General features: G+C 44.6%; 23 protein-coding genes. 7 read left to right on the top strand and 16 right to left on the bottom strand.

The window, feature by feature from the left end; genetic code table 11:
* The first annotated feature begins 91 nt into the window (after nucleotides 1-91).
* The 3 genes from R7040_RS13000 to R7040_RS12990 all read left to right on the top strand — a co-directional run bounded on the left by R7040_RS13000 (nucleotide 92) and on the right by R7040_RS12990 (nucleotide 1229).
* Complete coding sequence (locus R7040_RS13000) at nucleotides 92-391, top strand: ribbon-helix-helix domain-containing protein (RefSeq protein WP_005384938.1); 300 nt, start codon at nucleotides 92-94, stop codon at nucleotides 389-391.
* 140 nt (nucleotides 392-531) lie between these two features.
* Nucleotides 532-927 (top strand): VOC family protein, encoded by a 396-nt coding sequence (locus tag R7040_RS12995; protein ID WP_005380685.1) that lies wholly within the window; start codon nucleotides 532-534, stop codon nucleotides 925-927.
* A gap of 17 nt (nucleotides 928-944) precedes the next feature.
* Nucleotides 945-1229 (top strand): putative quinol monooxygenase, encoded by a 285-nt coding sequence (locus R7040_RS12990; RefSeq protein WP_005384942.1) that lies wholly within the window; start codon nucleotides 945-947, stop codon nucleotides 1227-1229.
* A 69-nt stretch (nucleotides 1230-1298) separates the two neighbouring features.
* On the opposite strand, the gene R7040_RS12985 is transcribed toward R7040_RS12990, so the two are convergent.
* Together R7040_RS12985 and R7040_RS12980 are read right to left on the bottom strand one after the other, a co-directional pair.
* Nucleotides 1299-2978 (bottom strand): mechanosensitive ion channel family protein, encoded by a 1680-nt coding sequence (locus R7040_RS12985; protein ID WP_005380681.1) that lies wholly within the window; start codon nucleotides 2976-2978, stop codon nucleotides 1299-1301.
* 191 nt (nucleotides 2979-3169) lie between these two features.
* The gene (locus R7040_RS12980; protein ID WP_005384948.1) at nucleotides 3170-3610 is read right to left on the bottom strand and encodes a YcgN family cysteine cluster protein; all 441 of its coding nucleotides are present in this window, start codon (nucleotides 3608-3610) and stop codon (nucleotides 3170-3172) included.
* 188 nt (nucleotides 3611-3798) lie between these two features.
* On the opposite strand from R7040_RS12980, the gene R7040_RS12975 reads away from it, so the two are divergent.
* From R7040_RS12975 to aqpZ, 3 genes are all read left to right on the top strand, one after another.
* The gene (locus R7040_RS12975; protein WP_005380625.1) at nucleotides 3799-4047 is read left to right on the top strand and encodes a GlsB/YeaQ/YmgE family stress response membrane protein; all 249 of its coding nucleotides are present in this window, start codon (nucleotides 3799-3801) and stop codon (nucleotides 4045-4047) included.
* A gap of 137 nt (nucleotides 4048-4184) precedes the next feature.
* Complete coding sequence (locus R7040_RS12970; protein WP_065767476.1) at nucleotides 4185-4433, top strand: YkgJ family cysteine cluster protein; 249 nt, start codon at nucleotides 4185-4187, stop codon at nucleotides 4431-4433.
* Nucleotides 4434-4662: 229 nt separating this feature from the next.
* On the top strand, nucleotides 4663-5361 hold the full coding sequence (gene aqpZ, locus R7040_RS12965; protein ID WP_065274734.1) for an aquaporin Z: 699 nt from the start codon (nucleotides 4663-4665) through the stop codon (nucleotides 5359-5361).
* Nucleotides 5362-5412: 51 nt separating this feature from the next.
* Here the strand turns inward: aqpZ and recR are convergent, their stop codons facing one another.
* From recR to R7040_RS12930, 7 genes are all read right to left on the bottom strand, one after another.
* Nucleotides 5413-6012, bottom strand: a complete 600-nt coding sequence (recR, locus tag R7040_RS12960) for a recombination mediator RecR (protein WP_005380619.1) — start codon at nucleotides 6010-6012, stop codon at nucleotides 5413-5415.
* Nucleotides 6013-6042: 30 nt separating this feature from the next.
* Nucleotides 6043-6372 (bottom strand): YbaB/EbfC family nucleoid-associated protein, encoded by a 330-nt coding sequence (locus R7040_RS12955; protein ID WP_005380618.1) that lies wholly within the window; start codon nucleotides 6370-6372, stop codon nucleotides 6043-6045.
* An 82-nt stretch (nucleotides 6373-6454) separates the two neighbouring features.
* Nucleotides 6455-8560 (bottom strand): DNA polymerase III subunit gamma/tau, encoded by a 2106-nt coding sequence (gene dnaX, locus R7040_RS12950; protein WP_053304167.1) that lies wholly within the window; start codon nucleotides 8558-8560, stop codon nucleotides 6455-6457.
* Between the two features lie 8 nt (nucleotides 8561-8568).
* Nucleotides 8569-9114 carry an adenine phosphoribosyltransferase gene (apt, locus tag R7040_RS12945; protein WP_005384957.1) on the bottom strand — a complete coding sequence of 182 codons (546 nt, stop codon included), beginning with the start codon at nucleotides 9112-9114 and terminating at the stop codon, nucleotides 8569-8571.
* 162 nt (nucleotides 9115-9276) lie between these two features.
* Nucleotides 9277-9663 carry a YbaN family protein gene (locus R7040_RS12940; RefSeq protein WP_373920817.1) on the bottom strand — a complete coding sequence of 129 codons (387 nt, stop codon included), beginning with the start codon at nucleotides 9661-9663 and terminating at the stop codon, nucleotides 9277-9279.
* Nucleotides 9664-9696: 33 nt separating this feature from the next.
* Complete coding sequence (locus tag R7040_RS12935) at nucleotides 9697-9828, bottom strand: hypothetical protein (RefSeq protein ID WP_005380608.1); 132 nt, start codon at nucleotides 9826-9828, stop codon at nucleotides 9697-9699.
* A 223-nt stretch (nucleotides 9829-10051) separates the two neighbouring features.
* Nucleotides 10052-11158 (bottom strand): response regulator, encoded by a 1107-nt coding sequence (locus tag R7040_RS12930; RefSeq protein ID WP_005380606.1) that lies wholly within the window; start codon nucleotides 11156-11158, stop codon nucleotides 10052-10054.
* Between the two features lie 289 nt (nucleotides 11159-11447).
* Between R7040_RS12930 and R7040_RS12925 the strand changes: the two genes are divergently transcribed.
* A complete protein-coding gene (locus tag R7040_RS12925; RefSeq protein WP_005384959.1) occupies nucleotides 11448-12323 on the top strand; it encodes a LysR family transcriptional regulator in 876 nt (291 codons plus the stop codon).
* Between the two features lie 66 nt (nucleotides 12324-12389).
* Here R7040_RS12925 and purF read toward each other — a convergent pair whose 3' ends face one another.
* The 7 genes from purF to R7040_RS12890 all read right to left on the bottom strand — a co-directional run.
* Nucleotides 12390-13904, bottom strand: coding sequence for an amidophosphoribosyltransferase (purF, locus tag R7040_RS12920; protein ID WP_005380592.1), 1515 nt, complete (start codon nucleotides 13902-13904; stop codon nucleotides 12390-12392).
* A gap of 36 nt (nucleotides 13905-13940) precedes the next feature.
* Nucleotides 13941-14432, bottom strand: coding sequence for a CvpA family protein (locus R7040_RS12915; protein WP_005380590.1), 492 nt, complete (start codon nucleotides 14430-14432; stop codon nucleotides 13941-13943).
* A 61-nt stretch (nucleotides 14433-14493) separates the two neighbouring features.
* Complete coding sequence (locus R7040_RS12910) at nucleotides 14494-15087, bottom strand: SPOR domain-containing protein (protein ID WP_005380588.1); 594 nt, start codon at nucleotides 15085-15087, stop codon at nucleotides 14494-14496.
* A gap of 14 nt (nucleotides 15088-15101) precedes the next feature.
* Nucleotides 15102-16364 (bottom strand): bifunctional tetrahydrofolate synthase/dihydrofolate synthase, encoded by a 1263-nt coding sequence (gene folC, locus R7040_RS12905; protein ID WP_005380586.1) that lies wholly within the window; start codon nucleotides 16362-16364, stop codon nucleotides 15102-15104.
* 46 nt (nucleotides 16365-16410) lie between these two features.
* Nucleotides 16411-17337 carry an acetyl-CoA carboxylase, carboxyltransferase subunit beta gene (gene accD, locus R7040_RS12900; protein WP_005380583.1) on the bottom strand — a complete coding sequence of 309 codons (927 nt, stop codon included), beginning with the start codon at nucleotides 17335-17337 and terminating at the stop codon, nucleotides 16411-16413.
* A gap of 197 nt (nucleotides 17338-17534) precedes the next feature.
* Nucleotides 17535-18329, bottom strand: coding sequence for a tRNA pseudouridine(38-40) synthase TruA (truA, locus tag R7040_RS12895; RefSeq protein WP_025767185.1), 795 nt, complete (start codon nucleotides 18327-18329; stop codon nucleotides 17535-17537).
* 142 nt (nucleotides 18330-18471) lie between these two features.
* On the bottom strand, nucleotides 18472-19894 hold a 1423-nt coding region (locus R7040_RS12890), incomplete at its 5' end, for a FimV/HubP family polar landmark protein (RefSeq protein ID WP_318096883.1).

Below are 19894 nucleotides of genomic sequence, written 5' to 3'. Positions count from 1 at the left end.
CAAGGGAGCGTTTTTTTATGCATGAAAACAGTTGACGTTTTAAATCGTACACCACAATAATTATGGGTCTTTAATTATATGAATAAAGAAAATGTGCGAAATCTTTGCTAAGCAACCCCAAGACAACTATCAGTTCATCACCCGCTCTATCCGTATTGATGGTCACGCGACCAGTGTAAAACTTGAAGCTAGCTTTTGGACAATTCTTGAGGAAATCGCTAGTGCTCAAAACATGACGGTTCCTAAATTCATAAGCACTGTTTATCAAGAAGCACTCGAATACAATGGTGAAGTGAACAACTTTGCCTCCTTACTTCGATGCGCTTGCCTCACGTACGCTCGCCAACCTCAAGAGACCACTCGTCAAGCACTTGCGCAACTTAACAGTTAATAGCAACCAACCGAGCAATAACCATCCTAGGCTATGCATCCGTATTATAAACCCTTGAGCATCTTCTAATTTGTCGTACTAGAGTACTACCCAGACTCCTTTTGAAATCGCTAACCTGTGCGGACTATCAAGGAGTACCTATGACAAAAATGATTCACACCATGATCCGAGTAAGTGATCTGGACCGCTCTCTACAATTTTACTGTGACGTACTTGAACTAGAAGTCGCTGATCAATACATCTTTGATGGCTTTTCTCTAACCTATCTAGCCAACCAAGAAACTGGCTTTGAATTGGAACTGACGCACAATCACGACCAAAGTGAGCCCTACACTCACGGCTCAGGTTACGGCCACCTTGCCGTCAGCGTGGAGGACATTGAACAAGCCCACAAACGCATTAAATCTCTCGGCATTGAAACTGGTGACATCAAAGCCTTTGACCATCAACAAAAGCATTTAGCAACGTTCTTTTTTGTAACCGACCCTGATGGTTACAAAATTGAGTTCCTGCAACGCCAAGGGCGTTACCTATAACAAAAAGAGTAAACATTATGATTCACTTGACGGCTACCTTTCATGCACAACCGGGAAAAGAACAAGAGTTGAAAGAGGTACTTACCCGAGCGCTTGAACCTACTCGCAATGAAGAAGGTTGCGTTCGTTATCAATTGTTCCAAGATAAAGACAATACATGCCACTTCGTTTTTCAGGAGCAATTTAAAAACCAACAAGCGTTTGAGCTTCATGGTAAAACAGAACACTTTGCTCTTTTGATTAGCCAGATCGACAACTTGTTAGAATGCGAGCCGAAACTGGTGTTCTTTAACGAACTGTAACAATAACGCTAACCGAAGATCAAAAAAGGCACTCTACCTAGAGTGCCTTTCACTTGTTGGGACCTGTGATTAAGCGTCTTGCTTCTCCACCATATGCAAATGCACATCTTGTTGTGGGAAAGGAATCGAAATACCTTCTCGGTCGAAGCGTAGTTTCACCTCTTTCGTCACATCCCAGTATACATCCCAGTAATCATCCGTTTTTACCCAAGGACGCACAATAAAATCTACAGAAGACGTATTTAATGTATGAACTTTGATCATTGGCTCTGGAGTGCGAAGTACCGAAGGGTGAGAGGTAATGATATCAGACAATACTGACTCCGCTTTTAAGAGGTCATCCGCATAGCCAATGCCAAACACCATATCCACGCGGCGAATGCGTTCATGCGTGACGTTCTTAATAACATCTCCCCAGATTTTGCTGTTAGGCACAATAATAATTTGGTTATCAAACGTACGGATTGTGGTGTTCACCAAACTCATATGGCTTACCTTGCCATCCACACCGCCAGCATACACAAAATCACCAACATCAAATGGGCGATAAATAAGCAGCATCATACCCGCCGCGAAGTTGGATAACGTGTCTTGCAACGCGAAACCAATAATCACACCAGCAATACCGAAACCGGTTAGGATTGGCGCTAGGTTCAAACCAAGCTGAGATAAGCCCACCATGATACCGATCACCCACACGAATTTGCCGGACATCGAGATAAAGAAGTCCTGCATCAAGTGGGAAAGTTTTAAGTTTTTCGATGCAACTGCTTTACGGACGACTTTGCGAGTTAACTTAGCCAGTCCGCGAGCGATCAATAAAATCAGCGCAAAAACAAACAACTGGAAGATATGCTGCGGTGCATTCTCGGCAAACCAATCCAGTGCCGAGTTGGACCAGTGACTCAGTATTGACCACACAACTTTGGTATTCAGTAAATCATGGGTGATATTACCCGTCACTTCAAAAATTTGGCGTTTGTATTCAGACGTTTCTAAACCGACTTTATCACCAATTGAAATCAGGTTGCGTAAGCTTTCTGTCGCAATATTTAGCCTTTGTTTAGTAATGAGCTGACTAAGTTGCAACGACGCTTTTTCCGACTCTGGGCTAGACGAAAGTTGGGAGCCAATGATCTCACTTTGCTGACTCAAGTACTCAATTGAAGCAGACAGTAAGCGCATACGTTTATCAATTTTATCTTTTAGTTCCGCTTCTGCGCGCTCGTTTTGGGCCCCTAGCTCCTTCAACCAAGCGAGATTTTGCCAGCTCGAATCGAAGCTAACATCAAGATAACGCTGTAGCTCTCGATAATCGTTAACAAGAGCAAGCTTCTCTTCATCCTTAGCCTTATTTAAATCCTCGACGACTTTCTTTATTTTTTCCGATAGATAGTTCGTCGCGTCCTCAGAGTATTGTTCTTGTTTTTTAACTAGCAAGATCAGCTTGTCGCGAGAGATAGTTTCACGTTCAATCGCTGACGCTAACTGGCTTCTTAATTCTTCATTCTTTTGGAATAGTTGCAGTTGAAGGGCATCACGCTCGTCGCCACTCGCTTGCGAGAGGCTTTGGGATAAATCCACAATCTCTCGGTTCAAGTTGTCAATCGAGATTTCGGCAGCAGAAGGCTCTTGGATATCGTCAGTAGCAGTCGCATGAACAGCCATTGGGGAGAACATAATGACGGCAAGTGCGAATAATGTCACCCAAGATGTCAGGCGCAGTTTCTGGGGGAAATGAAACGTCATGTTTACCTCATAGGGAACAATCCTGATCAAAACAATCAGGAATAGAAGTGTAAAGCGTTGAAATCATACTCCTAAGTTTACAACACTAAATAATAAACTGAGCAGCATTTCGTTAGCTAGACGTCAAAGTTGGGAGCCCCAATAGCAAACAAGCCTTTCATTTAATCAATGAAAGGCTTGTTTTTATTCGACTAAGGACGGTTGGGATGATTTAAAATATGGTCTTCCCAATCCACCACATCAATCTCGTAAACGACTTTGTTACGGACACTTTCCCCTGCCGCATGCATTGCGGACTTAGAGCCTGTAATCAGCGGATGCCATTCTGGTAAAGGCTGCTTTTCAGCCAACAGACGGTAAGCGCACGTGTGTGGCAGCCAAGTAAAATCGTCGATGTCTTCTCGGGTCAGCTTGGTGCACTCTTCACCCGAAGTGAAACGGTTTGGGTAATCCTTACATGAACACGTTTTACTGTTCAGCCAGCTACAAGCCACATTGGTATAGTAGATTTCATCGGTATCTTCATCCATAAGCTTATGCAAACAACATTTGCCACAACCATCACAGAGAGATTCCCATTCCTCTTCTGTCATCTGCTCTAACGATTTACTTTGCCAAAATGGAGTGCTCATACTTCAGGTCTCACCAAGGGAATTTAGGGGGCGATTTATACTCTTCTCAACGCAAAAGTTCAAGTTTTGAGAAGATCTTGCATCCTTCCCACATAACGGTGGAGATATTCAACTACTTTCGTTTTACTGTTCTATCCTTAAACAAGTTTCCATTACTCAATTGATCAAGAAGGCATTAAGGAGTTTTCATGGGTATTATTTCTTGGATTATTTTGGGCTTAATCGCCGGCGCACTTGCTAAATGGCTCATGCCAGGAAAAGATGGGGGCGGTTGGATTGCAACAATGTTACTTGGTATTGCAGGGGCATTTGTAGGTGGCTTCCTTGGCGGCATTCTCGGTTTCGGCGGAGCAACTGGCGTCAACATTGGTAGTATCATTACCGCAACACTAGGCGCATTTATTCTGTTGTTTGTTTATAACCGTTTCTTAAAATAATCACGATGATTTAAAAGCAAAAAACCAAAAAGGGAGCGTAATGTTAAGCGCGCCCTTTTATTTTTTTCTTTCTTCACTCTTCCAATCCACGTCAAAATGACCATAATTGCCCCCTTAATTTTTAAGAGGTTTACATTATGGATTGTCGATTAGGATGTGGAGCGTGCTGTATTGCGCCAAGTATCTCTTCACCAATACCTGGAATGCCCAAGGGCAAACCTGCAGGTGTTCGTTGTGTGCAACTCAACGACGACAATTTGTGCAAGCTATTTGGTAAGCCTGAACGCCCTAAAGTCTGTCACGATTTTAAACCGTGTCCGATTGTATGCGGCAAGACCAATCAAGAAGCACTCGACAACATCACTGAATTAGAACAATTGACGTAATGCGACTCTAGACCACACGTTTAAAGTTAGTACCTCGGTTGTTTCTCTCCGAGGCAGTAATCAAAGCAAACTCAAGATTTAGCACTCCCCCCCTCAGCCTTTTATCTCACCCTTGAGAACTCTTGCCACATAGCGTTCCATTTGCGGTTTTTGCGCGATCTCCCTCACAATTTATTGACAATTCTCGACTATGTTCAGCGGGTCATTTAATTAAAGATCAGGAAAGAACATGAATAAGTATTTGGCTGAGGCTTTTGGCACGTTCTGGCTAGTGTTAGGCGGCTGTGGTAGCGCGGTGTTGGCTGCGAGTTTCCCTGAAGTGGGTATTGGTCTGTTGGGCGTTTCTTTGGCATTCGGTTTAACCGTTCTGACGATGGCATTTGCTATCGGTCATATTTCAGGTTGTCACTTGAACCCTGCAGTGACAGTTGGCCTTTGGACTGGCGGTCGTTTTGAGACAAAAGACGTTGCTCCCTACATCATCTCACAGGTGATCGGCGGGCTTATCGCAGGTGGCGTGCTTTACGTTATTGCATCTGGACAAGCAGGATTCGATGTTGTGGGTTCTGGCTTTGCCGCCAATGGTTATGGTGAACACTCTCCAGGCCAATACTCGATGATCGCTGCACTTGTGACTGAAGTTGTCATGACGATGATGTTCCTGATTGTCATTATGGGTGCAACAGACAAACGTGCGCCACAAGGCTTTGCACCTATCGCAATTGGCCTGTGTTTGACTCTCATTCACCTGATCAGCATTCCTGTCACCAATACGTCAGTAAACCCTGCTCGTAGCACGGCAGTCGCAGTATATGTGGGTGAATGGGCGGTTTCTCAGCTATGGCTGTTCTGGATTGCTCCTATTGTGGGTGGCGTGCTTGGTGCGGTTATCTACAAAAATCTTCTTGGTAAAGAATCGAACGATTAATCGTTCCTAACTCCCAAAATCAAAAAAGCCGCTGAATTCAGCGGCTTTTTATTAAATTCTGTGTCGACCTAATAGCGAATGTGACAACGTCGTGCCATCAACAAGCTCTAGCTCCCCACCGACAGGCACACCATGCGCGATGCGGCTGGCATCAACTTGGTGCTCTTTACATAGCTCTGCGATGTAGTGGGCAGTGGCTTCACCTTCAACTGTTGGGTTTGTCGCCAAAATCACTTCGGTAATATCACCGCGACGTAAGCGGTAATCAAGGACATCCAATCCAATATCACTTGGACCAATACCATCTAATGGCGACAAATGCCCCATAAGAACAAAATACCGACCAGAATATTGGCCTGTTGCTTCAACGGCTGCGATGTCTGCCGGGCTTTCTACCACACAAATTTGACCATTTTCTTGGCGTTTTGGGTTGGTACAAATGTGACAGACTTCTTCTTCGGTGAAGGTTCGACACTCAGTACAATGACCTATTTCTGTCATTGCCTGACTAAGCGCATCTGCAAGCTGCAAACCGCCTTTTCTATCGCGCTGTAACAAATGAAAGGCCATACGCTGCGCTGACTTGGGGCCAACCCCAGGTAGACAACGTAAGGCCTCCATCAATTGCTCCAGCATATGACTGGTACGCATTAAAAGTCCGCTTAATTAAATATCAGCAGATTAGAATGGCATTTTCATACCTGGTGGTAGTTGCATACCGCCAGTTACAGAAGCCATTTTCTCTTTTTGAGTTTCTTCAACACGACGGGCTGCATCGTTGAACGCTGCAGCGATCAGATCTTCAAGCATTTCTTTGTCGTCTTCCATCAAACTTTCATCGATGTCAACACGACGTACGCTGTGACTACCAGTGATAGTAACTTTAACTAGGCCAGCACCAGACTCGCCAGTTACTTCCATATTCGCGATTTCTTCTTGAAGCTTTTGCATGCGATCTTGCATTTGCTGGGCTTGCTTCATTAGGTTGCCCATACCGCCTTTACCAAACATGTTTATCTCTCTGGTTTAATGAGGTGTTGCATCAATTAATGGGGTTATACCTTTGGGTTTTCAACCCCATTCCATTCGATTATTAGATAGGGCGCACACTATCTTTATCAAGCTCTGCAGCAAAACGACGTTCAATAAATTGAACATTTGGATCGTTTTCTAAACTGTTCAGCGCTTGCTGTAATTTCTCTTGGTAGAGCCTATCTCTCAGTTCAAGTGGTGTTTCTCCACTCTCCCCTATTTCGATGCTCATGTGGCACTCTTCACCCAACACGGTATTAAGTGCTTTAAGCAATTCGGCTTGAGCTCTATCAGTATTCAAATGAGCTTGGCTGCTTCTCAATAGTAACGAAACGGTTGTTCCTTCCTTACTATAATGAGAGTTTAGCGCAAGTTGCTCTACCAGCTTAGGGATCTCCATTAAGCTGATGAGCTTCGCCCATTCATTATGTTCTAACGATTCATCGATGAGCTTTTGTGCCATTTCAGGCGTTTTCTCATGCTCAAGTGCCTGCTTGAGCTGCGTAGGTGTCAGTTTTGTATTTACTTTTGTCTCAACAGGCTTGCTTGGACGCCAGCGATACGCTTCTTCAACTTGTGGCTCCGTCGACTTCGGAGCTGAGTTTGGCGACACCTGCGCGGAATTGCCATGCAATTGCGCTACTCGGTCGATAACCGATTCTGGTTGTGCAGATGCCGCTTTAGGCTTTTTTGAGCCACCATTTTGAGGAGTGTTCTGTTGTAGGCCTTGACGCTGAGAACGTAATTGGTGACGTAAACCGCTTAGACCACCGCGCGCTGGTGTTGAAACGCTCTCTTGCATTTGTTGAGGTGGCGTTTCATGCTGCGGCGCTGGGTTTTCACTCATCGGCGGCGCCATATCATACTGTGGTGGAACCGTCTCATATCCACTCGCTTGATACTCAGGTTGCGAACTGGATGAAGGTTGAGGCGCCACTTGTGGTGTGCTTTGTGCTGGACTCGGCTGCTGAGCTCGAGGAGCAGCGGCTGTCTGAGCTGGCGCAGTCTTTGGTTGACTGGTACTTTGAGCCGGAGATGACGCTGGCTCGCTGTTACTAGAAACAACATTTGCCCCACTGTTATTTGATGGGCGGAACGCCATCATGCGCAGCACAATCATTTCCAAACCGATTCGCCCATTTGGCGAGAGGGTCAAATCTTCACGACCTTTCAATGCAATTTGATAGTAAAGCTGAACGTCTTGCGGGCTTAGAGCTTTACTCAACAGCTCAATTTTCTCTGCATCTGGTTGTGCTCGGTCTAACGACGCGGGCAACGCTTGATACATCGCAATTCGGTGTAACTGTGTTGCGACTTGCTGCAACAAACCATCCCACTCAACACCATTTGCCGCTAATTGTTGGATTTTATCCATGGCTTGTTGAGGTTTCTTGCTGCTGATTGACTCTAGTAAGTGAATCGCTTGGTCGGTATCAATCGTCCCCAACATGTGGCTGACAATATCGGCTTGCACCGCACCGTTACCTAATGCAATTGCTTGATCAGTCAAGCTAAGAGCATCACGCATACTGCCATCTGCAGCATGTGAGATCATACCCAACGCTTTTGGCTCTGCTGAAACTTGCTCTTGACCTAGGATGTAATCAAGTTGCTGGTGAATATCATCAACGCTGATTGGTTTCAGATGAAACTGAAGACAACGCGACAATATAGTGACAGGCAGCTTTTGTGGATCAGTTGTTGCGAGTAAGAACTTCACATACTCTGGCGGCTCTTCCAGGGTTTTCAACAACGCATTGAAAGAGTGACGCGATAGCATGTGCACCTCATCGATGAGGTACACTTTAAAACGTCCACGAGCAGGTTTGTATTGAACGTTGTCTAACAGTTCACGAGTGTCTTCAACTTTAGTACGTGATGCTGCGTCGATTTCAAGAAGATCGACAAAGCGACCTTCATCAATTTCACGACAAGTATCACACTTACCACAAGGTGTCGCGGTAATGCCGGTTTCGCAGTTCAAGCCTTTGGCAAACAGCCTACCGATACTCGTTTTACCCACACCACGAGTCCCGCTGAACAGATAAGCATGGTGTAAACGGTTTTGCGCCAGTGCGTTTTCCAACGCCGTCAGGACATGTTTTTGTCCGACAACTTGGTCAAACCGATTAGGACGCCATTTTCGCGCTAAAGCTAAATAACTCATTGAATGTATTAATGTCCTTCAAAATCGCAGATGCTGTACACGTTTAGACCTAGTGCTTCTAAACGTTTATCGCCACCGATTTCTGGTAGGTTGATAACGAACGCAGCGTGCTCAACTTCACCACCCAGTTGGCGAATCAGCTTAGTCGTCGCTTCAATAGTACCGCCCGTTGCCAATAAATCGTCGACAACCAGTACTTTGTCGCCTTCAACGATGGCATCTGTATGGATTTCTAGTGTATCAACGCCGTATTCAAGCTCATAAGATTGAGCAACAGTAGGGCGTGGTAGCTTGCCTGGTTTACGCACTGGTACAAAACCAACACCTAGCTCAAGCGCTAAAGGCGCGCCAAATAGAAAGCCACGAGCTTCCGTACCCACAACCTTGGTAAAGCCCATATCTTTGTAACGTTCAACAAGTAAGTTGATCGTCGCTTGGTATGCGTTCGCGTCTTCAAGAAGGCTCGTCACATCACGAAATAGAATGCCTGGCTTTGGGTAGTCTTGGATGCTTTTGATGCTAGATTTGATCAGTGAAATTGTTTCTGTAGTCATAATACCGATTTACTTAGATTGGCTCATCGCCCTCTCTAATCGCAGTATCACGAGGGCAACGAACAATAGGTTTTCACCACTATGTGCTTATTTTCGTAAAAGTCACAGGCGCTGAAAATACAAACGCCCACTCGAAGAGCGGGCACACTATTCTCTACAATCTTAGTGATTTTCTTCTCGGTCAGCAACCAACTCAATCACAGGCAGACGCATAAACCAGCTGAGTAAAACGATTAGCATCACTAAAAGACCAATTTTTACCCAAACGAGGGGGACAACAACGATTGAAACCATGAAACTAAGCGCAATAAAAATCGCACCACGCTTTTTTACTTTTGAAGTAACAGCCCGATGCTTATGCCAATTGCCGAGAATGGGTCCAAACGTTTTGTGGTTATGTAACCATTGATGAAATGCGGGGCTACCACGCATAAAACATGCGCTAGCAAGCAAAATAAAAGGTGTGGTGGGTAAAAGTGGAAGGGCTATGCCGGCTATGCCGAGCACAATACAGAGTCCACCAACAGTATTGAAAAAGTAACGCTTAATACGAATGGTGAACTCCGGTACAAAATAGCTAGATTAAAAGCCTGCGTAACCATTCATTACACGAAGCCAGGTTAGCGTTGCAGGAAGTGTTGGGATCAAAAGAACTGCAATAAAACCTAAAAAGTAAAAAATATTATAAGGCTCTTTAAAATCTTTGTCTGCCATGATGTGTCTTCTCACTAGTTGACTTTGCTTCTCCCAAGGCACAGCGTTAAATTATCGTTGCACAAATGGGTCATTATTGTTTTAAGCGCTGACTATACATTAAACAGCCAAATCTAAACACCAGTAAAAAGTAAGGTTATTAAACTAAACGTATGTTGTTTTGGTGATTCTAAAAAGATAATAAGCAGCGTAAGGACGCTGCTTATTGGTTTGCAAGTCATAATTATACTAGTCGGGATTTCCGGGTAATACTTAAACTAAAACTTGAAGAACCTAAACACCCGATAGATAACTGTCCTGCAACACTAAGCGGTAAATCGCGGGTGATGAAGTTTTTCATACTTCCTCCCCCTAAACGGTTACCTGCTGCGATGTGTTGATTCGTATTTCCGTCAGACCAATGGCTATCTAAACCCGCAGGCAATATAGAGACCGAGGATGAAGCGAGGTCGGCGACACCAAACACAGCATTGACTGCACCCGCACACTCCGAACACTCAATTCCTTTTTCAATGATCCCTACCATGTCCTTGAGATCAGCACTGAAACTTTTCAAGTTACGGAGATAGTCGTCAAACAATGCCCTAACGAGCAATGTCGTCGCAACTCCATCATTAGCTTGGGAAGCAGAATCAACTAGATAAAACGCAAATTGACCATTCATTAACCAACGATAATCGAAAACCAAGGGCATCACATCCGTCGATTGCAATAAACGGTACGAGCAGCGCCAATCTCCCTGAGCAGCATCCTTTTCTGGCAATAGAGCTTGCAGTAAATCTCTTGCCGCACTCGGATTCTGTTGTAAATATTCCAGATGCCAATACAGCTCTTGTTCATCTGGGATTTCACCACCATCATCAACCCTGAACCACTGACTTGAAAAGTCACGTTGTTCTGAGAAGTGGCTATCGGTATCTTCTAGCGTATTCTCTATCGCCTGAGATAGGTGCTCATAATTACCTATCGGTTTAGGAAGAAAATCTTTAATACCAAATCGCAACGCTTTCGCGACATCGGACATTTCATCCGTGCCTGATACCACGATAAGCGGCATATATGGGTATTCGAGACTAACTTCTTCGACGAACTCGATACCATCTAAGACCGGCATCGATAAATCACATAAGATAAGATCGGGTTGGCATTCCCTGAGTTGTTGAAGCGCTTCTAGGCCGTTTTCTGCTTCTACTACTTTAAAACCCTGACTTTCTAAATAGGCATTGGTTACTTTACGAAATATTGGATCATCGTCCACCAACATTATTAGTTTTTGATTAATCACTTCCTGTGCCGAGACCATTGCCGTTTGACTGTGAGTCTTAAACATACCTTTATCCCTCACAAAGCTCAGTCAAAAAAACAGATTTATTATTAAGTCATTATTTTTGTTGTGTTTACTTCCAGCAAAACGTGTCACAGCAAGACCTGAGGCCGCTTTGCCTTGTTATAAAACTTAGCTCGGAAACTGCATTAATACAAATATTACGGCGTATAACAGTATTTACTCAAACAGGGTTGCTGTGTTCAAATGATGCAACATGTTGACTTAAAGCAAGCTTTGATCACAAAGTTAATTATAAATTAACCGTAATCGGTAATTTAATGTGTCTGGAAATATGAAATTAGATGACTTAAACCTGTTTCGACTGGTTGTCGAAAATGGGAGCTACACCGCAACTTCGCGAAAAACCATGATCCCGGTTGCGACCATCACCCGACGCATTCAAGCGCTAGAAGACTCTGTCAATCTTCGACTATTGAACCGTCATGCTCGCAAACTTTCGCTCACTGAAGCAGGGGAACGTTTTTACCATGAGTGCTCTCCTTTACTACAAAGGCTAACAACCGCAGCAGAGGAAATCACTGACGACTGCCGAGGAGCATCCGGCAAGATTAAGATATCCGCGCCTTACAACTTAACTAAACGAATGATGATGCCGATGTTCAACAGCTTTATGAAGCAGTACCCGGACATCAACATTGAGCTAACGACAGAGAATAATGCGGACAAGCTTGACCCTACTGAATGGGATGTAATTTTTCGAGTGGGACCGCAACGCGACTCTAGCCTCATCGCGCGTAAGATTGGCGAAGTGAAGGATATTCTCGTTGCAAGCCCTGACTATCTAACCTCAAATCCTGCGCCACACCATGCAGAAGAGCTCTCTAACCATTCATTGCTAAAAGGGTACCCACTTATTAAGTGGACCTTGATTAATAGCAAAGGCGAGTCTGTGGTGAATGTTGATCGTGGTCGTTTTCAAGCAAACGCGCTCAATGTGGTGCGCAGTGCTTGTTCCGAAGGTTTAGGCATCACACTAATGCCAGATGTCATGATCAAAGAGTACATCGAGAGCGGCGATTTGGTACGCGTACTGCCAGATTGGAGTGCAAACCCGCGCGACATTTATATGCTTTACAACCACAAAGACCACCTGCCAGAGAAAGTTCGCCTCTTTATTGACTTTGTGATCGCTTATAACATTCACTAATTAAGTAGCGAAAACAAAAAACCAGAGCCGAAGCTCTGGTTTTTTTACGACTTAAGAAAACGCACCCTATGCGCCTTCGTTATGAAGCTCTAGGTTTGCTAAATCCTGTTGGATTTCAAGTTGTGTTTTCGCATCATCGTTACGAAGACCATCTAAAAAATCTAGGTATTGTTGGTCAATATCACCCGTTACGTATTCCCCGTTAAACACGGATGTATCGAACTGAGTAATGTCTTGGTTTCCAAGACCGACTGCCTCTACCAAATCTTCTAGACGTTGATAAATAAGCGCATCGGCACCAATCTGCTTACAAATTGTATCGTTGTCACGGCCATGGGCAATAAGCTCTGTAGCACTTGGCATATCAATGCCATATACGTTCGGGAAACGAACTTCAGGGGCCGCTGAGACCATGTACACTTTCTTGGCACCAGAATCACGAGCCATCTCAATAATCTGCTCTGACGTTGTACCACGAACAATAGAGTCATCCACCAGCAACACGTTCTTACCTTTGAATTCCGAACGAATAGCATTCAACTTGCGACGTACTGATTTCTTACGTTGTTGCTGGCCAGGCATGATAAACGTACGTCCAACATAACGGTTTTTCACGAAACCTTGGCGATAAGGGATATCGATCGCTTGAGCGATTTGCAGTGCAATGTCGCAAGACGTTTCAGGGATAGGAATGACAACATCGATATCAAGGTTTGCGTAATCTTCACGAATACGTTCGCCCAGCTTTTTACCCATTTCAACGCGAGCGCTGTATACCGAAATTTTATCGATGAACGAATCCGGACGAGCAAAGTATACGAACTCGAAAATACAAGGGTTAAGCTTAGGATTATCTGCACACTGCTTCGTGTAAAGCTCACCGTCAAACGTTGCGTAAATCGCTTCACCAGGTGCAACATCACGGACGAAATCAAAACCGACCGCATCCAATGCCACCGATTCAGACGCAACCATGTACTCTGCTCTGCCGTTAACTTCACGCTTACCTAAACACAGCGGGCGAATACCGTGTGGGTCACGAAATGCAATCATACCATGACCAATGATCATGGCGGTCACAGCATAAGCACCGCGAATTGTGCGATGAACATTGGTGACTGCGCGGAATACGTCTTCGGTCGTGACATTTCCTTTTACTGAGTCAATTTCGTGCGCCAGTACATTTAGTAATACTTCAGAGTCTGAAGTGGTATTGATATGACGGCGATCTTTTTCAAACAGCTTCTGACGAACTTCGTTAGCGTTTGTCAAGTTACCGTTGTGGGCAAGTGTAATACCGAAAGGAGAGTTTACGTAGAAAGGTTGAGCTTCTGAAGCACTTGAACTGCCTGCTGTAGGGTAACGAACATGACCAATTCCGACCTCGCCTTGCAGGCGCTGCATGTGTCTTGCTTCAAATACATCCTTGACTAAACCGTTCGCCTTACGCAGACGAAAACGATTGCTTTCTATGGTACAAATACCAGCGGCATCTTGGCCACGATGCTGTAACACCGTTAACGCGTCATAAATAGACTGGTTTACAGGCGTTGTGCCCACGATTCCAACAATACCACACATGTCCTAATCCTCGATTTGCGACAGTAGCTGGCACTACTAGATAGTGCCAGACAGAAAACTTGATGTTGCTTGTAAATGCTCGAAGAATGGGGCGATGATACGGCTGAACTCAGGGATCAACTGTGAATCTTTCCACCAATCCGAGCTTGGGAATGCAGTAAACGCATCCATAAAAAACAGCACCGCAGAAACAATTAAGACTCCGCGTAGACCACCAAATACAATCCCGAGAATTCGGTCCGTACCTGATAGCCCTGTTTTTTGTACCAGTTGACCAATGACGTAATTCACCACTGCACCAACTACCAAGGTTGCGACAAATAACGCCGCAATCGCCGCTCCGTTACGAAACATATCATCTTCGATGTTGGTGAAGTACACCGCCAATTTGGCATAGTAATTACTGGAGATAAAAAACGCTCCGAACCAAATCACCAAAGACAAAGCTTCTTTAGCAAAACCGCGAACTAAACTGATCAGAGCTGAAAATCCGATCACACCTAAAATGATAAAATCTATCCAATTCATCTTTTCTTCATCTTAAGTTGGCGCGCATTTTAACAGAAAAAATGCTGACGCAAACGTTTTCTTATGGATTTAATGGCTTAAATTTAAGCAATTGACCTTTTGAACCTGTAATTTTTTGTAATTCTTGAACTTGTCGTTCAAGTTTACTTTTTGACACATCAGGGCCAACAATCACTCTCGTAAACTCGTTTTCTTTCTTTGTGTGAGCTTGATAACCACGCTTTTGCAAATCCGCGACAAGCGCGACAGCATTTTCGTGATTCTTAAGTGCCATCAACTGAATGATCCAAGCTGAATCTTCATATTGATTTTTCTCTTGAACAGGACGAGTGACGACCTCAACTTGCTCTGGTTGTTTGATGACCTCAGGTTTAGATGTTGGCACTGGCTCGGGCTCAGAAACGGCTACTTGAGCATCCTCACGTTCTTGCACTACAGCTTCAACCGGAGAATCCGGTAACGTAATGTCGTCTTCCACTGGCTCTAATATTTCGAAGTTTTCCACATCACTATCAAGTTCTGGTTTGATAGGAATACTGGCAAATTCTTCTTTGTAGTGCAGTTTCTTACCATCTAGCACATCGGGAAGAACAATGACTCCGACTGCGACTAGAATGATGGTGCCGACTAAACGACTTTGGAATTTACTTGCCATCAAAATACCTTTGCTTATTTATTATTTGATTGCCAATGTTCCAATACCTCTCCGACGGTATGGAATGAGCCAACCACCAGAATAACGTCTCCTGCCTTTGCGTGGCTTCTCGCACTCTCGAAGGCGTCAACAGGGTTTTCAAAATGAACTTGCCCATCAGGTAAGTATTGGCACAATTCATCAGCGGTCGCCGCTCTCGGTCCAGTAAGCGACGCTGGATACCATTGTGTTGCAACTGGAGTTAGCGCTTCAATGGTTGCTTTAATGTCCTTGTCATGCAGCATTGCAACCACAATATGGATATTCTTACCCAGATATTGTTGCTTCACTCTTTCTACCAAATACTCAGCAGAGTGCGGGTTATGAGCGACATCAAGGACTATTTCAGGTTCGTGATGCAGTACTTGCATACGCCCCGCCAAACGAGCATTATTCAAGCCATTGACAATATTTATGTCAGTGATTTGCAATTCCGAAGCCCCTAGTGCCATCAGTGCAGTGGCTGCATTTTGTAATGGTAGCGATGGGATTGGTAAATCCTCTAACTCAAATGCCCCACTGCTCCATTTCCAACCATTATCAGTTAGTTGGTAATCGTACTGAATACCTACTTGGAAGAACTCAGAACCAATATCGTCAGCATGAGCCGCCACGGTCGCTGGTGGCGTCGGTTGACCACAAATTGCTGGCTTCCCTGAACGGTAAATGCCCGCTTTTTCAAAACCAATAACATTGATGTCATCACCAAGCCAATCCACATGATCGATCGCTAAGCTCGTAATAACAGAAACATCATGGTCAACAACGTTAGTGGCGTCTAGACGGCCGCCAAGTCCTACTTCAAGTAAGACAACGTCAACTTTCTCTACTTGGAAAATACGTAGCGCAGCAAGCGTACCGAATTCAAAGAGGCTAAGGCTAACATCACCACGCTGCTTTTCTACATAATCGAATGCTTCACAGTGCTTGGCATCTACAACGTCAACGCCATTAATGCGTACACGCTCGTTGTAACGAATCAGGTGCGGAGAACTATAAACACCGACTGAATAGCCAGCATCAAGTAAAATGGCTTCCATTAACGCACACGTTGAGCCTTTGCCATTGGTTCCGGCAACGGTGATTACGGTTGGAGCTGGTTTGGTAAGATTGGCTTTGTTTGCTACCGCTTGGACACGGTCTAAGCCTAGATCAATTGCTGAGGAATGAATATTTGCTAAATAATCAAGCCACATCTCTAATGAAGATGTGGCTTGAGGAATTGGGTTTTGGGTCATCTAACTTTAACCATTAAATTCTTTGGTTTTTATGTTAGTTGATACTTTACCCTTTTTCGTCCGCTTCTGGTACAGAATATGGCTCTTCATTTGGAGATTCGTTAACCGAAACCACCAAAGGAGACTTGTGGTTAGTCATCTTAGCGATAAGACCACCCACACGCTGACGCATTTCACGACGGTCAACGATCATATCAATAGCACCGTGATCAAGTAGGAACTCACTACGCTGGAAACCTTCAGGAAGATCTTCACGTACAGTTTGCTCGATTACACGACGACCAGCAAAGCCAATGAGGGCCTTAGGTTCACCGATGTTGATATCACCCAACATAGCCAAACTTGCTGAAACACCACCCATTGTAGGGTCAGTTAGAACCGAAATAAACGGCAGACCCTTTTCTGATAAACGCTCAAGCGCAGCACTGGTTTTTGCCATTTGCATAAGAGACATTAATGCTTCTTGCATACGAGCACCACCACTTGCTGAGAAACAAACAAGCGCACAGTTATTTTCAATGGCTGCATCCACGGCTTTCACAAAGCGAGCACCAACGACTGAACCCATTGAACCACCCATAAAGGAGAATTCAAACGCACACGCCACAAGCGGCAGACCAAGCAATTCACCCTGCATCACAACTAGCGCATCTTTCTCACCGCTATTTTTTTGTGCAGCAGAGATACGCTCTTTGTATCGCTTAGAATCTTTAAATTTCAGTTTATCCTGTGGCTCAAGTTCAGAACCTAATTCAACTCGATTACCTTCATCTAAAAATGTTTCCAAACGACGACGCGCTTTCATACGCATGTGATGGTTACACTTTGGACAAACTTCTAAGTTACGCTCTAGCTCTGCATGGTATAAAACCTGTTCACAAGAGGTACATTTAGTCCACACGCCTTCTGGGATAGAAGCTTTGCGTGAACTTACTAGATTGCTTTTCTCTAAAATCTTTTCAAGCCAACTCATGGAAGACCTTTTCTCTCAACTCTTCCGCTTCATTGCGAAAGATATAAATTCGACATAATACCGACGGATTAAACCATATCTTGCAGCTACTGTAGATAAAAAACTGGTTGTACCTATTTTTGATATCGTAAATAGCGTATGTTTTCCGTTCACATTCAATGTAAACACTACCGATATTTTGAAATAAGTTTGTAAAATTAGTTCAAATTATCTGGTAAAAACAGTGGACCGATCGGCACTTCAGGTAACCCAAACTCTTCTGGGTAGTCTACATCTACCAGGTACAGACCTTCCGCTTTCGCTGTCGCACCCGCTAGTTTGCGATCTTTGGCTTCTAATAACCACTTGATCCATTCAGGACTCTCTTCGCCACGTCCAACTTTTATCAAGCTACCTGTGATATTACGAACCATATGATGCACAAACGCATTGGCTTTAATATCAATAACCACATAGTTCCCATGGCGCGTAACGTTCAGATGCATCAAGTTTCGAAATGGACTGCGAGACTGACAATGCGCCGCGCGAAACGACGTAAAATCATTTTCGCCGAGTAGGAACTGCCCTGCTTCATGCATTTTTTTCTCGTCGAGCTCACCATGATAGTGACTAACCCCCGAGTTTAAGATGCCTGGACGTAAAGCATGATTGAAAATAATGTAACGATAACGGCGCGCTGTCGCTGAGAATCTTGCATGGAAATCATCTGAAACTTCTTGAGCCCAACGAACCGCTATATCGCTCGGCATGTTCGCGTTTGCGCCCATGGTCCAAGCTACCATTTTTCGAGTAACGTTGGTATCAAAGTGCACAACTTGTCCCGTGCCATGCACGCCTGCGTCTGTCCGACCAGCACACTGAACTTCAACTGGGTGATTAGCGACGACGGACAATGCTTTCTCTAGCTCTTCTTGGACACTTTTCACTTCTCTTTGGCGCTGCCAACCAAAGTAGTTTGTACCGTTGTACTCGATACCTAATGCGATTCTCATCTTAACCTTCGAACTCTAAAATGGGGCGGGAAGTATATACTCAAGTCACCTCAAGTTGCCAGTTTCACCAAGGGTGACATAAAGGTAGCATCCTACTAACGGGACACAAAAAGGGTAGCAAACGCTACCCTTTTGTTTCGGTTTATCGGCCATTAATGGCGTCAATCAGGCTTTTTGCTTCGCGGCGAATATCATCCTCACCGTAAACAATCGCCTCTTCTAGTAGTTTAATCGCCCCTTGAGAATCGTTCATCTCGAGATAGATTTTAGCCAAATCCAGTTTCCCAGCCGCTTCAGCATTGTTATCTACGTCAATATCGCCGATCTCGCCGATAACATCTGGAAACTCGTTCAATCCGACATCGAGCTTAAGGTCTTCTTCTTCGAACTCACCACCTTCTCTGTCGACCTGAGCCATCAATTCATCAATCGTCATAAATTGATTTTTCTTCGGGTCGAAGTCATCCAAGTCGCTTTGCTCTGCCCAGTTTTCTTGCGCGATCTCTGGCTGACTTAGTGCATCACTCGAATTCCAAACATCACGCTGGTCCTCAGGCACTTCTTCAGTAGAACTTACGTTATCAGCAGCGGGTTTAAAGCCATCCCAATCATCTCCAACATCAAGCATGGTTTCAAAATCCATACCTGCACTTGCGATGGTGTCACTGTCTAGTTTACCTTCAAATACTTCTGAGTTTGCGTCTTCCGCAAGAAGGTTAGCCATTGATGATTCATCATCCAAATTACTGAGCGGCTCACCCTCTGTCGCTGTTGGCTGCACTTCTGGGTCAGTATCAAAGCCGTTTTGCTGCGCAAATACTTCAAACAAAGCATCATGATCGTTATCGGCTTGAATAGCTGGTCTCGATGTCTCTGCTTCAACCTTAGGGCTCTCTGGCGCACCCTCGTTCATTGACGCGAGAACATCTTCCTCATTGAACTCTGGAAGATCTTGGTCGTCAAAACTTAACTCTTCATCCTCACCGGAGATTGGTTCTATATCTGCAGTCTCAGAGCTCGGTAATTCTGGCTCTTCTTCCATCGACGCCAAGGCATCTTCTTCGCTGAACTCTGGCAAATCGAGCTCATCAAAATTGAACTCTTCTTCGGACTCAGTTGGCAAGTCGGCTTCAACTTGTTCTAGTTCAATGGACTCGGACGTTTCTAACTCCGGCTCATCCACCATAGACGCCAATGCGTCTTCTTCACTAAACTCAGGAAGATCCAGCTCATCAAAATTGAATTCATCTTCTGATTCAGCTGGCAAGTCGGCTTCAACCTGTTCTGGCTCAACGGACTCGGACGTTTCTAACTCCGGCTCATCCGTCATAGACGCCAATGCGTCTTCTTCACTAAACTCAGGAAGATCTAGCTCATCAAAATTGAATTCATCTTCTGATTCAGTTGGCAAGTCGGCTTCAACTTGTTCTGGCTTAACGGACTCGGACGTTTCTAACTCCGGCTCATCCGCCATAGACGCCAATGCGTCTTCTTCACTAAACTCAGGAAGATCCAGCTCGTCAAAATTGAACTCATCTTCTGATTCAGTTGGTAAGCCTGCTTCA

The organism is Vibrio sp. 1069 (assembly GCF_033340555.1).
This window is presented reverse-complemented; position numbering and strand designations above follow the sequence as displayed.

Coding starts and splice junctions, on each gene's coding strand:
- dnaX (WP_053304167.1), bottom strand. CDS start 8,560: ATGAGTTATTTAGCTTTAGCGCGAAAATGGCGTCCTAATCGGTTTGAC.
- R7040_RS12980 (WP_005384948.1), bottom strand. CDS start 3,610: ATGAGCACTCCATTTTGGCAAAGTAAATCGTTAGAGCAGATGACAGAA.
- R7040_RS12935 (WP_005380608.1), bottom strand. CDS start 9,828: ATGGCAGACAAAGATTTTAAAGAGCCTTATAATATTTTTTACTTTTTA.
- R7040_RS12985 (WP_005380681.1), bottom strand. CDS start 2,978: ATGACGTTTCATTTCCCCCAGAAACTGCGCCTGACATCTTGGGTGACA.
- aqpZ (WP_065274734.1), top strand. CDS start 4,663: ATGAATAAGTATTTGGCTGAGGCTTTTGGCACGTTCTGGCTAGTGTTA.
- apt (WP_005384957.1), bottom strand. CDS start 9,114: ATGACTACAGAAACAATTTCACTGATCAAATCTAGCATCAAAAGCATC.
- recR (WP_005380619.1), bottom strand. CDS start 6,012: ATGCGTACCAGTCATATGCTGGAGCAATTGATGGAGGCCTTACGTTGT.
- R7040_RS12995 (WP_005380685.1), top strand. CDS start 532: ATGACAAAAATGATTCACACCATGATCCGAGTAAGTGATCTGGACCGC.
- purF (WP_005380592.1), bottom strand. CDS start 13,904: ATGTGTGGTATTGTTGGAATCGTGGGCACAACGCCTGTAAACCAGTCT.
- R7040_RS12990 (WP_005384942.1), top strand. CDS start 945: ATGATTCACTTGACGGCTACCTTTCATGCACAACCGGGAAAAGAACAA.
- R7040_RS12975 (WP_005380625.1), top strand. CDS start 3,799: ATGGGTATTATTTCTTGGATTATTTTGGGCTTAATCGCCGGCGCACTT.
- truA (WP_025767185.1), bottom strand. CDS start 18,329: ATGAGAATCGCATTAGGTATCGAGTACAACGGTACAAACTACTTTGGT.
- R7040_RS12915 (WP_005380590.1), bottom strand. CDS start 14,432: ATGAATTGGATAGATTTTATCATTTTAGGTGTGATCGGATTTTCAGCT.
- R7040_RS12930 (WP_005380606.1), bottom strand. CDS start 11,158: ATGTTTAAGACTCACAGTCAAACGGCAATGGTCTCGGCACAGGAAGTG.
- accD (WP_005380583.1), bottom strand. CDS start 17,337: ATGAGTTGGCTTGAAAAGATTTTAGAGAAAAGCAATCTAGTAAGTTCA.
- R7040_RS12955 (WP_005380618.1), bottom strand. CDS start 6,372: ATGTTTGGTAAAGGCGGTATGGGCAACCTAATGAAGCAAGCCCAGCAA.
- folC (WP_005380586.1), bottom strand. CDS start 16,364: ATGACCCAAAACCCAATTCCTCAAGCCACATCTTCATTAGAGATGTGG.
- R7040_RS12925 (WP_005384959.1), top strand. CDS start 11,448: ATGAAATTAGATGACTTAAACCTGTTTCGACTGGTTGTCGAAAATGGG.
- R7040_RS12910 (WP_005380588.1), bottom strand. CDS start 15,087: ATGGCAAGTAAATTCCAAAGTCGTTTAGTCGGCACCATCATTCTAGTC.
- R7040_RS12970 (WP_065767476.1), top strand. CDS start 4,185: ATGGATTGTCGATTAGGATGTGGAGCGTGCTGTATTGCGCCAAGTATC.
- R7040_RS13000 (WP_005384938.1), top strand. CDS start 92: ATGTGCGAAATCTTTGCTAAGCAACCCCAAGACAACTATCAGTTCATC.